At 75.0% G+C, this 13,567-nt stretch carries 9 protein-coding genes and 1 pseudogene; 8 read left to right on the top strand and 2 right to left on the bottom strand.

The features are described from left to right. Positions 1-132: 132 nt before the first annotated feature. From ACSU6Z_RS22355 to ACSU6Z_RS22375, 5 genes and pseudogenes are all read left to right on the top strand, one after another. A complete protein-coding gene (locus ACSU6Z_RS22355) occupies positions 133-738 on the top strand; it encodes a YdbC family protein (RefSeq protein ID WP_437048129.1) in 606 nt (201 codons plus the stop codon). Positions 739-1,033: 295 nt separating this feature from the next. Continuing rightward, positions 1,034-1,694: pseudogene (locus tag ACSU6Z_RS22360) on the top strand (histidine phosphatase family protein). Between the two features lie 12 nt (positions 1,695-1,706). Beyond that, positions 1,707-2,615 (top strand): ADP-ribosylglycohydrolase family protein, encoded by a 909-nt coding sequence (locus ACSU6Z_RS22365; protein WP_437048131.1) that lies wholly within the window; start codon positions 1,707-1,709, stop codon positions 2,613-2,615. A gap of 524 nt (positions 2,616-3,139) precedes the next feature. Continuing rightward, the gene (locus ACSU6Z_RS22370) at positions 3,140-3,841 is read left to right on the top strand and encodes a ribonuclease HII (RefSeq protein WP_437048132.1); all 702 of its coding nucleotides are present in this window, start codon (positions 3,140-3,142) and stop codon (positions 3,839-3,841) included. Between the two features lie 68 nt (positions 3,842-3,909). After that, positions 3,910-4,536 (top strand): hypothetical protein, encoded by a 627-nt coding sequence (locus ACSU6Z_RS22375; RefSeq protein WP_437048133.1) that lies wholly within the window; start codon positions 3,910-3,912, stop codon positions 4,534-4,536. A gap of 256 nt (positions 4,537-4,792) precedes the next feature. Here the strand turns inward: ACSU6Z_RS22375 and ACSU6Z_RS22380 are convergent, their stop codons facing one another. Both ACSU6Z_RS22380 and ACSU6Z_RS22385 read right to left on the bottom strand, forming a co-directional pair. Then, complete coding sequence (locus ACSU6Z_RS22380) at positions 4,793-5,407, bottom strand: hypothetical protein (RefSeq protein WP_437048135.1); 615 nt, start codon at positions 5,405-5,407, stop codon at positions 4,793-4,795. 519 nt (positions 5,408-5,926) lie between these two features. Then, the gene (locus ACSU6Z_RS22385; protein ID WP_437048137.1) at positions 5,927-8,092 is read right to left on the bottom strand and encodes a RecQ family ATP-dependent DNA helicase; all 2,166 of its coding nucleotides are present in this window, start codon (positions 8,090-8,092) and stop codon (positions 5,927-5,929) included. A 221-nt stretch (positions 8,093-8,313) separates the two neighbouring features. On the opposite strand from ACSU6Z_RS22385, the gene ACSU6Z_RS22390 reads away from it, so the two are divergent. The 3 genes from ACSU6Z_RS22390 (at position 8,314) to ACSU6Z_RS22400 (ending at position 13,434) form a co-directional block, all read left to right on the top strand. Beyond that, positions 8,314-9,912 (top strand): DUF4192 family protein, encoded by a 1,599-nt coding sequence (locus tag ACSU6Z_RS22390; RefSeq protein ID WP_437048138.1) that lies wholly within the window; start codon positions 8,314-8,316, stop codon positions 9,910-9,912. Between the two features lie 716 nt (positions 9,913-10,628). After that, the gene (locus ACSU6Z_RS22395; RefSeq protein ID WP_437050428.1) at positions 10,629-12,545 is read left to right on the top strand and encodes a glycogen debranching N-terminal domain-containing protein; all 1,917 of its coding nucleotides are present in this window, start codon (positions 10,629-10,631) and stop codon (positions 12,543-12,545) included. A gap of 130 nt (positions 12,546-12,675) precedes the next feature. Beyond that, complete coding sequence (locus ACSU6Z_RS22400) at positions 12,676-13,434, top strand: NUDIX hydrolase (protein WP_437048140.1); 759 nt, start codon at positions 12,676-12,678, stop codon at positions 13,432-13,434. Positions 13,435-13,567 lie beyond the last annotated feature (133 nt).

The following is a 13,567-nucleotide window of genomic DNA, read 5'->3' on the forward strand; positions in this document are numbered from 1 at the left end:
CCCCGCCGGTCCACCCCAACTGCCGGACGGCCGCGGCCGATCGTCCATCCTGCCACGCCGCGCACGCGCATGCGGGCGGACGGCCCATCCAAGCGTGACCTGCGCCACCCCCCGTGGCCTTACCATGGCGCGGTGCTGGTCAAGTGGATTCGCTGCACCGTGGTGGACCGCCGCGGCTTCGAGCGGGGGCAGCGGAAGTGGGCGGGGCTTCTGGGGGAGCCGGGGTTCCGGGGGCAGGGCGGAGGGTGGAGCAGGGGGCGGCCCGGTGTGGCGCACCTCTTCGCCTTCTGGGAGAGCCGCGCCTTCTACGACTCCTTCATGGCGCGCTCCCACGACCGGCTGGCGGCGTCCCAGTCGGGCACCTTCAGAGACGCCCAGGTCAGGCTGTTCGACCACCGGTTCGACGTGAAGACCGGCTTCGAGCCGCGCTTCTCCGACGCCGACCTGCTGCGGGTGGCGCTGTGCCGCGTGCACGAGGCCCGGGCCGAGCACTTCGTGCTGATGCAGGAGAAGGTCTGGAACCCCGCGATGGCCGGCTCGCCCGGCATGGTCCGTGGCCTCTTCGGCGAGGCGCCGGGCAACGAGTACCTGGTGCTGTCGATGTGGCGGTCGGCCGCCGAGCACGGCAAGTACCGCGCCGAACGCGTGGAGCGGCTCGCCCTGCGGGCCCAGACGGAGGCCGACATCGCCGCCCTGACCGGGGACATCGTGGAGCTGGAGCCCTCCTGGACGGTCTGACGTCCGGGACGCGCGCCGGGACCCGTGGCTCGCGGCCGCGTGACCTGCGCCGTACGGGCCCGCCCGGGCGCCCGTCCGCTCCCGGCCCGCTCCGGGAACGGCCCGTGGACCACGCCGCGGACACGGGGTCCGGTACGGACGTCCGCCGCGTCGCCGCCCCTCGCCGACGCCCCGTGCCGTCCGCGTCGCCTTCCTCCGCCGCGCAGCCGCACGCACCGGTCCCCGCTCACCGGCGCCGGCCGGTGACGTCGCTCCTCCGCGATCTGATCCGAACGGCAGCCCGTAGGGTTCCGGCATGGCACGACCACGGCGCATCGTCCTCGTCCGGCACGGCGAGTCGACGGGCAATGTCGACGACTCCGTCTACGAACGCGAGCCCGACCACGCACTGGCGCTGACCGAACGGGGACGGCGGCAGGCCGAGGAAGCGGGCAGGACGCTGCGCGAACTGTTCGGCCGCGAACGGGTCAGCGTGTACGTCTCCCCGTACCGCCGGACGCACGAGACGCTGCGCGCCTTCCGCCTCGACCCCGAGCGCGTACGGGTCCGTGAGGAGCCCCGGCTGCGCGAACAGGACTGGGGCAACTGGCAGGACCCCGAGGACGTGCGCCGGCAGAGGGCCTACCGGAACGCCTACGGTCATTTCTTCTACCGCTTCGCGCAGGGCGAGTCCGGCGCCGACGTGTACGACCGGGTAGGCGGCTTCCTGGAGAGCCTGTGGCGCAGCTTCGAGGCCCCCGACCACCCGCCGAACGTCCTGCTGGTGACGCACGGGCTGGCCATGCGGCTGTTCTGCATGCGCTGGTTCCACTGGACGGTCGCGGAATTCGAGTCGCTCGTGAACCCGGGGAACGCCGAGATGCGGATACTCGCCCTCGGGGAGGACGGCAAGTACGCCCTCGATCGGCCCTTCGAGCGGTGGCGGGATCCGGAATCCGTACGGGACCACCGGATAGAGTGGCGGAGCGATGACCGCTGACTCCTCTTCCGACGGGCGCCTGGAGCGCGCCCTGGCGAGCCTGCGCGGACTGTCGGTGGGGGACGCGCTCGGCTCCCGGTTCTCCGTGCCGGTGAACCACCCGCTGCTGCGGCGCCGTGAGCTGCCGCCGGGCCCCTGGCCGTGGACGGACGACACGGAAATGGCCTGCTCCGTCGTCGCCGTGCTCGCCGCCCACCACCGCATCGACCAGGACGCGCTGGCCCACTCCTTCGCCACCCGCCACGACGCCGGCCGGGGGTACGGCCCCACGGTCGACCGCCTGCTCCGGCTCATCCGGGAGGGCGGCGACTGGCGGGAGCTCTCCGCGGCGCTCTTCAACGGCCAGGGCTCCTGGGGCAACGGCGCCGCGATGCGCATCGCGCCGCTGGGCGCCTGGTACGCCGACGATCCCGAGCAGGCGACCCACCAGGCGGAGATCTCCGCCTACCCCACCCACCAGCACCGCGAGGCCGTGGTCGGCGCGATGGCCGTCGCCGCGGCCGCCGCCCTGGCCGCCGCGCCCGGCGGCCGGCCCCGCCCCGAGGCACTCCTGGACGGCGTGATCGAGCTGGTGCCGAGGAAGAGCGCGGTGGGCGCGGGCCTCAGGCGCGCCCGCGACATGCTCGACTACGGGGACGCGACCACGGTCGCGGCCGTACTGGGCTGCGGGCGGCGTACGACCGCCCACGACACGGTCCCCTTCGCCCTGTGGTCGGCCGCGCGGTCCCTGGACGACTACGAGCGGGCCTTCTGGACGACCGTCCGAGCCGGCGGGGACATGGACACCACCTGCGCCATCGTCGGCGGGGTGCTCTCCTCCGGGAAGACCGGGTCGCCGCCCGCCGCGTGGGTGGAGCGGACGGAGGACCTGCCGGGCTGGGTGCCGGGGCCGGCCTGACCCCGTACGGAGCTCCGCGCACGCGCCGGGAACCCTCCGTGGCCGGCCGCGCGTCGTCGCGGCATCCGCTGTGCGGGGTCCGGGGCCGGATCGCACGCCGGATCCGGCGGCGTCACCGGAAGGGTCGTGGGACTCGTCCTGCCGTGCTCGCCCCGGTCGCGGGTTTGACCATTTACGAATGCGATGCCATACGGGTTGAGCGCTTCGTGTAGTGACCCTCCGCGAGGTGCGGAGCCTCGTCGCTTGAATGCTCAGAGGGACTGTAGTGCGCGGAAATGGCGCAGCAAGTGGGGTGGTCGGGTGGCGACCCCAGGTGTTTTCGGTGTGATATGGATGATGACCGTGTGCCGCTCGAAGATTAGCCGATGCGAATGACCTGGCTATTCCCTCGAAGGGGTGAGCGACCGGTCGGCGGTTCCGCCGCTGCGGCGCGGAGGCGCCCGAGGGCGGGGCCGCGACGGTGCGGAGGCGCCGGGGGACCGGGGTGTCGAACGCGGTCCGGGGCGGCGTAACCTAGGGACGCCATGCCGTACGAACCACCTACTCACACCGTCGAGCGCTCCCTGCGCGCCACGACCGGAGCGAAGGTCATTGCCGGTGTCGACGAGGTGGGGCGCGGCGCGTGGGCCGGTCCCGTCACCGTCTGCGCGGCGGTCACCGGACTGCGCCGACCCCCGGAAGGGCTCACCGACTCCAAGCTCCTCACCGTCAAGCGGCGCACCGCGCTCGCCGAGGAACTGCGCGAGTGGGTGGCGTCCTATGCGCTGGGACACGCCTCCCCGGAGGAGATCGACGATCTGGGGATGACGGCCGCACTGCGCCTGGCGGCCGTGCGGGCCCTGGAGGCACTGCCCGTCCGCCCCGACGCGGTGATCCTCGACGGCAAGCACGACTACCTCGGAGCACCCTGGAAGGTCCGTACGGTCGTCAAGGGTGACCGGTCGTGCGTGGCGGTCGCGGCGGCCTCGGTGATCGCCAAGGTTCAGCGCGACAAAATGATGGCCGAACTGGGTGTCGACCATGCAGACTTCGGTTTCGCGGACAACGCCGGGTATCCGTCGCCCGTGCACAAGGCCGCACTGGAGGAGCGGGGCCCCACCCCGTACCACCGGTTGTCGTGGGCGTATCTTGATGGGCTGCCCCAGTGGCGGCACCTCAAGAAGGCCCGCAGCTGGGCGGAGGGAAGCGTTCCGGAAATCGAGGGCCAGCTCGGCTTCGATTTCTGACGGTTCCGCTCGTACGCATGTGCCACCCGCCGACGCGAGCCGCACCAGCGTTTGATAAACATCAGCTTATGCCTCTCATTCCCGAGGAGCCTCAGATTCACGAGAGTGCCCAGGGTCCCCGCGCCACTCCGGCCAGCGGCCGCACCGCGCCGACCCCCCGCCCCGTTCCCGGCCCCCGTCCCGCGGCTCCGTCGCGCCCCGGTCGTCCCGGGCCCCCCCGACCCGCGCCGCCGGCCCAACGCGCGCCGCGCGACGTGGCCCCCAAGCCCGGACCGTCCGGCCCGGCCGCACCCGCCGCCTCCACCACTCCGCAGATCCAGCTGATCCCGGCTACGGCCGAAGGCGCGCTCGACGCGGCCGAGGAGGCCGTGGACCTGCTCCTGGACTCCGGCCGTGCCCCCGGCGACGTGCTGGTGATCACCACCGGTGAGCCGCATCCGTGGGCCACCCACGAGCTGTCCTTCGGCGAGACCGCCTACTGGGCGCAGCACGACGCGGGCGACGACGTCTTCTACGCCGACGCCGCCGTCGCGGACCGTGCCGCCGCGCGGCCCGTGGTCGTGGTCGCGGTCAACGGCGGTTCCGAGGCCGTCGCCGCCACCGCCCTGTCCCTGGCCCATTCCCGGGCCGGAGCCCTGCTGATCGTCTGCGGTGATCCGCAGCGGATCAACTCGGTGCTGGGCACGGGGGCCTGAGGGACCGGTCGCACCCGGCCGCACACCGGCGTGGTGTCCGGAGGGGGCCGGTCCGGAGTGTGCCGGACCGGGTCCCGCGCGGTGGACGGCCCCGGCCTGTCCGGTCGGCCGGAGCGCTCCGGAGGGGGCCGAGGCACCGGGTTTCCGGCAGCCGTTCGGTGCGGTTGTCCGGCCCTCGAGGTCCGGTCCGTCGTGCGGGCGTACCGCGCGTGGTGCCCGGTGCGCAGTGCCCATCGGGGGGCGGGAGTCGAACGGGTCAGCGGGCCGCGGCGCGGCGCAGCACCTCTGAAGCGGCGCCGCCGGTGCGCGGAGGCGGGGGCGGGGCCATCGGCGTGGCGAACGGCTCCGGTGCGGACGTCGCGTTGGGGCGGCGGCCGCCACGGCCCTCGCCGAGGACCTGCCAGCCGTCCCGGGTGAGCGTGACGTAGGCCCCGCAGCGCAGCCCGTGCAGTGTGCACGCGTCGCGCAGTCCCCACATCCACGCGCCGTCCTCCTCCGTCCACCGCGCGTCGCCCTCGCGGCAGCGCAGCAGTACGGCGGTGCGCACGGGCGTGCGGCGCCGCAGGTCGTGCGGGACGATCCGGCGGAGCTGGGAGAGCAGCACGTTGCGGAGCATCCACCCGTCGGCCGGGACCGGGCGGCCGGCGAACGAGGCGCTCGCACGCAGCCGTTCGTCCGGATCGAGCACGGCCACGATCACGGTGCCCGGCTTCGGATGGTGCCGGGAGTGCAGTCCGCCGACGACCTCCCGAGGGTTGCGCAGCAGCGGAATCCCGGCAGCGGCCCACTCCGCGGGTTCGAGCACGCGGTTGGCGGAAGTGGCGGGCGGTGACAACGATGCCGCCGAGGCCGAAGCGAATCCGAAGGACACGTTCCTCCCTTCGGCTACGCGCCCGTACTGCGGGCGAGGTCGGATTCCTGGGAGCGCGCACCGCAGTGAAGCTCTGCCGGATCACGGACGAGCCGTGCGGGGGCGGACTTCGATTCTTCCTGTCGAACTCGGATGCGGCAACGAGCAATTGGGGCCACCGACCGATAACGGGTGATACGAGTCTTATATCCCTACCCAGGTCGTCGCCGGGTGAAGCACGGGGCCTTCGGGGCACGATGCCCCCCGGCGGGCGGGACCGCGTGCCACCCGGTCGTCCGCGGGGATGCGCAGGACGGTACGCCGGACGCCGGGCCCGCCGGGCCGCGGCCGGCGGTACGCGCGTGCCGGAGGACGACGCCCGCCGGGGGAAGAAAACACCAGAAACCCAGGGAACGGCGAACCGCCGGGAGTGCCAAGGCGCCGGACCGCCGTACGGCCGCGCCTCGGCGGCGGACCGCGCCCACGGCGTGGGTCGGGCCCGCCGGCCCGTGGGAGGTTCCGGCAGCGGCCGTCACGTGATCACCCTTGAACGGCCAGGACCAGGGGCAGCACCCCCGGCGCGCCGGCGCGGCGGAGCATCCGTGCCGCCACCGCGAGGGTCCAGCCGGTCTCGGTGTAGTCGTCCACGAGGAGGACCGGTCCCCGCAGGTCGGCAAGCGCGCCGGCGAGGGCGGGCGGCACGGTCAGTGCTCCCGTGAGGGCCTTGAGACGCTGGGCGCTGTTGCTGCGGAACACGGGGGGCGCTTCCCCGGTGTACTCGACGCCGCCCAGCAGCGGCAGGCGGCCGACCGCGGCGATGTGGGCTGCGAGGGAGCCGACCAGCTGCGGTCGCGTCCGCGAGGCCATGGAGACCACGCCGGCGGGGCGCGGCGGGGCGTCCGCCGCGCCCGAGGCCCAGCCGCCGGGACCCTTCGCCCAGTCGGCCAGGACTCCCACGACAGCCTTCGCCACGTCGTCGGGCACGGGTCCGTCCGGAGCGTGGGGCGCCAGCATGGGCCGCAGCCGATTGCCCCAGCCGATGTCCGACAGCCGCCCCAGGGCCCGGCCCGGCGCGGCCTGCTCGCCGGCGGGGATACGTCCCTTGAGGTCGACGCCGACCGCGGGGAGCCCGGTCGGCCACATCCGGCGGGGCTCCACCTCGACACCGGCCCGGCCCAGATCACCGCGCGCGGCATCGAGCGCTTCGGCGGACGTGTCCGCGGTGAAGCGGGGGCCCGCGCAGTTGTCGCAGCGGCCGCAGGGCCTGGCGGCCGTGTCGTCGAGCTGGCGTTGCAGGAACTCCATGCGGCAGCCGGTCGTGGACGCGTACTCACGCATCGCCTGCTGCTCGGCCTTCCGCTGCCGCGCGACCCAGTCGTACCGCTCGGTGTCGTAGGTCCACGGCTGTCCGGTCGCGATCCAGCCGCCCTTGACCCGCTTGACCGCCCCGTCCACGTCGAGCACCTTGAGCATGGCTTCCAGGCGGGAGCGGCGCAGCTCCACCAGAGGTTCCAGGGCGGGCAGCGACATGGGGCCCTTCGCGCGCGCGAGGACGTCCAGCGTGCGGCGCACCAGTTCCTCCGGCGGGAAGGCCAGGGAGGCGAAGTACTCCCAGATCGCCTCGTCCTCCCGGCCGGGGAGGAGGAGCACCTCGGCGTGCTCGACGCCGCGCCCGGCACGCCCGACCTGCTGGTAATAGGCGATGGGGGAGGAGGGCGAGCCGAGGTGCACGACGAAGCCCAGATCGGGTTTGTCGAAACCCATGCCGAGCGCTGAGGTGGCGACCAGGGCCTTGACCCGGTTGGCGAGCAGATCGTCCTCGGCCTGCTGCCGGTCGGCGTTCTCCGTCTTGCCGGTGTAGGAGGCGACGGTGTGACCGCGCTGCCGCAGGAAGGCCGTCACCTCCTCGGCGGCGGCCACGGTGAGCGTGTACACGATCCCGGAGCCCGGCAGCTCGTGGAGGTGGTCGGCGAGCCAGGCCAGCCGGTGTGCGGCGTCCGGCAGCCGCAGCACGCCCAGGCTGAGGCTCTCCCGGTCCAGCGGGCCACGCAGCACCAGGGCGTCCGACGTACCCCCGGTGCCGAGCTGCTCCGCGACGTCGGCCGTCACGCGCGCGTTGGCGGTGGCGGTCGTCGCGAGCACGGGCACGCCGGGCGGGAGGTCGGCGAGCATCGTGCGCAGCCGCCGGTAGTCCGGGCGGAAGTCGTGGCCCCAGTCGGAGATGCAGTGCGCCTCGTCGACCACGAGGAGACCGGTGGCGGCAGCCAGCTTGGGCAGCACCTGGTCGCGGAAGTCCGGGTTGTTCAGACGCTCCGGGCTCACCAGGAGGACGTCGACCTCGCCTGCGGCGATCTCGCTCTGGACGGTGTCCCACTCCTCGGTGTTGGAGGAGTTGATGGTCCGGGCGTGGATGCCGGCGCGGGCCGCGGCCTCCACCTGGTTGCGCATCAGCGCGAGGAGCGGGGAGACGATCACGGTCGGACCGCCGCCCCGGGCGCGCAGCAGCGCCGTCGCCACGAAGTAGACCGCGGACTTGCCCCAGCCCGTGCGCTGGACGACCAGGGCCCGGCGCCGGTCGGCGACCAGCGCCTCGATCGCCCGCCACTGGTCCTCGCGGAGCCGGGCGCAGCCCGAGGCGTCCCCGACGAGACGGGCGAGGACGGCGTCGGCGGCGGTTCGCAGGTCCGTGTTGCTCGTGTGCTCCATGTCTTCCATACAACAGGACGGGACCGACAAGCGGGGCAGCGGGAGAGACCCGGGAGGCGAGGACCTGCCTCGTCGGGACGCGGCGTCGGGCCGGGCGGCGTCCGCGGGTGGGACCTGGTGAGCGTAGGCCGGTGAGCGCGGGGACCGCCGTCTGGCATGCCCCTGATCGGAGTTATCCACAGGCCAAAGCGGAACGTTACGTTCCGCGAGATGGTCGGCGCATGACGAACCACAGCGAAACGTCGGGCCCCTCGGGCGAGGGCGGCGTCACCGGACGGCACCGGACGGATCAGGTCGCCTGCACCGCGTACGACGGACACGCCGCCGAACACCAGGTCACCCTGCGCACTCCGGCCGAGCTGGCGGATGCCCTGCCCTACCTGCTCGGGCACCGTCCCGAGGACAGCATCGTCCTGGTCGCCCTGCACGACCGGGACGGCCGCGGCCGCTTCGGCGGCAGGGCGCGGCTCGGCATTCCCGCGCAGCCGGACGACTGGCCGTCCGCGGCCCGGCAGCTGGCCCACGGGCTGATCACCGGCAGCGAGCGCAGGGGCACCCGGCCCGAGCGGATGGTCGCCTACGTCTGCCAGGAACCGCCCCGGGGCCAGTCGGGGCGGGAGGTGATGGAACGCCTGCGGCCGCTGGTGCAGAAGCTGCGCGTCGAGTGCGGGGCTCTCGACGTCCCGGTGATCGAGGCACTGTGCATCTCCGACGGCCGCTTCTGGTCCTACTGCTGCCCGGCCGGAGCCTGCTGCCCGGCCGAGGGCACCCCCATGGGCCTGCCGGGCACGTCCGTGCTGGCCGCCGCCGCCGCTTACGCCGGGATCCAGGTCCGCGGCTCACTGGGCGAACTGCGCGCCAGGCTGCTGCCCCGGGAGAACTCCGCCGCCCTCGACCAGGAGGCCGCCTTGGACGCGGCCGGCCTGGCGCTGGTCCCGAGGATGCTCGACGAGACGAGCCGCGCGGACGTGGCCGAGGAGACTCTGGCACTGGCCGCGCGGATCATGGGCCGTCTGGCGGCCGCCCCGCCCGTGACCGCAACGCTCGCGGCGGACGCCCGCGACGACGAACTGGTCCGGCACGACGAGGCCGCGAGACTGATCATCGGATTGCAGGACCGCACGACTCGTGACCGCGCCGCCGAGTGGATGGAGGGCGACGAGGCGGGACCCGCCCTCCGGCTGTGGCGGGCGCTGGCCCGGCGCTGCGTCGGGGCGTACGGCGAGCACGCCGCCCCGCCCCTCACCCTGGCGGGCTGGGTCGCCTGGTCCACCGGCGACGAACTGGAGGCCCGGGAGGCGCTGGCCATGGCCCTGGGCGCCGACCCCCACTACCTCTTCGCCCGCCTCCTGCACCAGGCGTGCAACGAGGGGCTCGATCCGGAATCGGTACGTCGTTGTCTGCGCGCGGAGCGCGGCGGCCACGGCGGCACCACGACCGGCGGCACGCAGTCCCCAGCGGACACCGCGAAGCCGGCGGAGTGCCAGTCCGCCGGCTTCGAGCCCGCGCCCGTCCCCGTACCCGCAGCCGAGCCCGTGCCCGCGCCGGAGACGATGCCGGAGCGCCGGAGCCGTACGCGCTCCGCCGGCGCGACCGGTGGCACCGTAGGGCGGGGAAGGGCGCGGGGGCGCGATGTGCGGTCCGACGCCACGCGCCCACGCACCCAGGAGCGAGGCAAGCGCCCCGGCGACACCCGGACCGGGCGTACGCGTGCGCGCACTCCCGAGGCGGGAGGCCCACGGGGGACGGACCGGCTGCGCCGTGACGTGTGCCCGGAGGAGACGGGCGCGGGAGACGGCGGCACCGAGGGTGAGGGGTGAGGGGTGAGGGGCGTCTCGAGAGTGGCCGGCGCCCTCCTGCCGGCGGGGAGCACCGGGGCGGGGACGGCACGCCGTCCGGACCCGGTGCCACCGACCGGGAACACCGCCCGCCGTGGCGGCCCCGCCCGGGGCGTGACCCGGAGGACGCCCGTTCCGTTCACCTGGAAGGCGGAGGGCCCGGACGGGCCGTGCCGCCGCGCCGCCCCCGTCCCGTCGACCTCGACCCCTCCGTTCGGCGCCGTACCCGAGGCGTACAAAAACGCAGAGGAAGCCCTTCCATGCATCAGCCGTCCCCGCCTTCCGCCCCCGACGCCGGCCCCGACGTGGGCGGGGCCGCGTCGCCTTTTGCCGGCTCCGGTCCCGCCATGGGCCGGGCCGTGCCGACGGCAGGGCCCGGAACCGGCCGACCGCGGGCGGCGGACCGGCACGTGAGCGGGGGCCCGGAGGCGGAACAGCGGCGGAGGGCGGACCACGCGGCGGAGCGGCACCGGGGCGGTGGCGGTCAGGAGGAATGCCGCGGCGAGGACCGCGTGGCCGAGGCGGCGGGGCGGCTCCGCTCCCCGGCGCCTGGAACGTTCACCGGCGGGGGCCGGAACCGGGGCCCGCGCCCGCCCGCCCGCCCGGCGGACACCCCGGCCCCCGCCCGGACGCCGAGCGGGGCGCCGTTCCCGGTGACCGGCCCGCCCGCCGATCTTCCGTCCACCCACACAGCCCTCATCTGTGTCGCTCTGCCGGGCCTCGCCGTCTCCACGGGGCAGGGGCAGCTGACCGGCCGGGGTCTGGAGGGGTACTACCGAGGGGGCCGCCGCCTGCTCTCACGGTGCAGCCTCCGCGTGGCCGGCCGCGAACCCCTCGAAGTGCAGGCCCGGATGACCGGTGCGGACCGGGCCCGCTTCGTGGGGACGCTCCGCGCCTCGTCCCCGCCCGGCCCCGACCCGGACGTCGTGGTCGAACGCATCCGGCACGCGGACGGCACCGAACGGATCACCCTGCACAGCCGGGCCTCCCGCACGCTGTGCCTGCCGGTCGAGGTGGCCCTCGGCACGGATCTGGCCGATCTCGGGGCGATCGCCTCGGGCCGTGCGGGACCCGAGCTGCCCGCCGACGTCCATGCCGCCGGTCTGCGCTGGGCCGGCCGGGCCGGCAGCTCGGTGATCACCGCCGATCCGCCACCGGCCGACGCCCTGGCCTCCGCGGGAGTGCTGCGGTGGGAGCTCGTGCTGCCCCCCGGCGGCAGCACGAGCCTGGAACTGCGCGTGCGGCCCGACGGCGCGGGCCCCGTCCGGGCGGTGGGCCGCACGTCGACCGGCTGGCCGGCGCCCGCGGCCGCGGCGGGCGACGACCCCCGTGTCCCCGCCCTCCTGCGAACGAGCCTCGACGACCTCCGGGCCCTGCTGCTGCGCGACGCGACGCACCCGGCCGACCTCCACCTCGCGGCCGGAGCTCCCTGGCGCTGCGGCCTGGCCCCCGCGGAGGCGCTCACCGCGGCCCGGATGGCGCTGCCCCTCGGCACCCGCCTCGCCGCGGGCACCCTGCGGATCCTCGCCCGCAGCCAGCTCTCCGCCCCGGGACCGCGCTCCGGCATGGTCCCCGGACCGAGGCGGGACGCCGGCCCGCACCTGCCGCCGGGCTGCACCGGTACCGAGGCCACCCTGCTCTTCCCGGTCCTCCTCGCGGAGGCCCGGCGCTGGGGGCTTCCCGAGCAGGAGACGGAGGAATTGCTGCCGGCGGCCGAGCGCTGCCTGACCTGGCTGCGGACCGCGGTGGGCGACGGTGTCTACGTACCGGACCCGCATTCCGACGGCTTGGTCCGCTGCGAGACGCAGGCCCACGCCCACCGCGCCGCCCTGCTCGGCGCCGACCTGCTCGACTCCTGCGGCAGGCCCGGTGGCGCCGGACTGCGGCAGTGGGCCGAGGAACTGCGGGCGGCCTTCCGGCAGGACTTCTGGACCGACGATCCGGCAGGGGGTGGACCGGTGGCGGCCCGGACCCCGGACGGGCGTCCCGTGCCGCACCCGGGCGCGGCAGCCGTCCACCTGCTGGACACCGGACTGCTCGGCGGCGGTGCGCAAGCGCCGGGCCTGCTCGACAAGGCGCGGACCGGCCACCTCGCCCGGCTGCTGGCCAGCCCGGCCATGGACTCGGGATGGGGGCTGCGCGGACTCGGGACGAAGGAACCGGGATACAACCCGTTCGGCCACCGCGCGGGGGCGGTGCGGGTCCAGGAGACGGCGGTCGCCGTCGCGGGCCTGGCCGCCGCCGGCCACGAGAGGGAGGCGAGCTCGCTGTTGAGAGGCATAGTGGCCGCCGCCGAACTCTTCGGCCACCGGCTGCCGGAGATGTACGCGGGCGAGCGGCGTACGGACGGCGGCGCGCCGCTGCCCCACCCGGCGGCCTGCCGGCCCGCCGCCACGTCCGCGGCCGCCGCCGTCCTGCTGCTGACCACGCTCGTGGGGATCCGTCCCGACGCCCCGGCCGGGACGGTCACCCTGCGTCCCGTGCGCAGCGCGCCCCTGGGCGAGATCGGCCTCACGGGGCTGCGGGTCGCGGGCGGCCCCTTCTCCGTACGGGTCAGCCGACTCGGCCTAGCCATGGTCGAGGAGGCGGCCGACGGGCTGCTGCTGAGGTCGTGACCTCGCATGACGCGGCGCCGCACAGGACCGGGAACGGAGGGACGAGCGGTACGGCGGGCGGACACGGCTCAACCGCCGCGGCACCTGGGAAGGGAGTGTTTATCGTCAGGGAGACGACTATGATCGCCGCATGTCCTACGACCCGTCAGCGTTCCCGCCCTTCGCCGTCACCGTGGACCTCGTCGTGCTGACCGTGCGACGTCATTCCCTGTGCGCGTTGGCGGTGCGCAGGGGCGAGCCGCCGTTCCAGGGACGCTGGGCCCTGCCCGGGGGATTCGTCCGGGCCGACGAGGACCTGGCTCAGGCGGCGGCACGCGAACTGGCCGAGGAGACCGGTCTGCGCGTCCACGACCCCTCGGCGCCCCTCCAGGACAACGGCGCCCACCTCGAACAGCTCGCCTCGTACGGAGATCCCCGGCGCGATCCGCGGATGCGCGTGGTCAGCGTCGCCCACCTCGCCCTCGCCCCCGACCTCCCCGCCCCGCGGCCGGGCGGTGACGCCGGCGACGCGCGCTGGGCACCGGTCGAGGAGCTGTTGGAGCAGGGCGGATACGGCCGGGACGGCGAGCCGGTGGCGCCGCTCGCCTTCGACCACGCCCAGATCCTGGCCGACGGGGTGGAACGGGCCCGCTCCAAGATCGAGTACTCCTCGCTCGCCACGGCGTTCTGCCCGCCCGAGTTCACCGTCGGCGAGCTGCGCCGCGTCTACGAGGCGGTGTGGGGCGTGGCACTGGACCCGCGCAACTTCCACCGCAAGGTCACCGGGACGCCGGGTTTCCTCGTCCCCACCGGTGGTACGACCACACGCCAGGGCGGCCGGCCGGCCCAGCTCTTCCGCGCCGGCGGTGCCACCCTCCTCAACCCTCCGATGCTGCGTCCCGAAGCGTGACGCCGAGCGCCCTGCCCGGCGCGGTCCGTCCCGCGGACCGGACCCCGAAGACGGCGACGGAGCGCGCCGGGGGAACGGGCGGCGGACAGGGGTGCGGTCGGGCCGGTCCCCGTGCGGCGGACGGACGTCAAGG

Source organism: Streptomyces sp. enrichment culture (assembly GCF_964273145.1).
Lineage (GTDB): Bacteria > Actinomycetota > Actinomycetes > Streptomycetales > Streptomycetaceae > Streptomyces.

Excerpts from the sequence above, each read along its gene's own strand:
- ACSU6Z_RS22390 (WP_437048138.1), top strand. The coding sequence starts at position 8,314 with ATGACGAACCACAGCGAAACGTCGGGCCCCTCGGGCGAGGGCGGCGTC.
- ACSU6Z_RS22400 (WP_437048140.1), top strand. The coding sequence starts at position 12,676 with ATGTCCTACGACCCGTCAGCGTTCCCGCCCTTCGCCGTCACCGTGGAC.
- ACSU6Z_RS22365 (WP_437048131.1), top strand. The coding sequence starts at position 1,707 with ATGACCGCTGACTCCTCTTCCGACGGGCGCCTGGAGCGCGCCCTGGCG.
- ACSU6Z_RS22385 (WP_437048137.1), bottom strand. The coding sequence starts at position 8,092 with ATGGAGCACACGAGCAACACGGACCTGCGAACCGCCGCCGACGCCGTC.
- ACSU6Z_RS22370 (WP_437048132.1), top strand. The coding sequence starts at position 3,140 with ATGCCGTACGAACCACCTACTCACACCGTCGAGCGCTCCCTGCGCGCC.
- ACSU6Z_RS22375 (WP_437048133.1), top strand. The coding sequence starts at position 3,910 with ATGCCTCTCATTCCCGAGGAGCCTCAGATTCACGAGAGTGCCCAGGGT.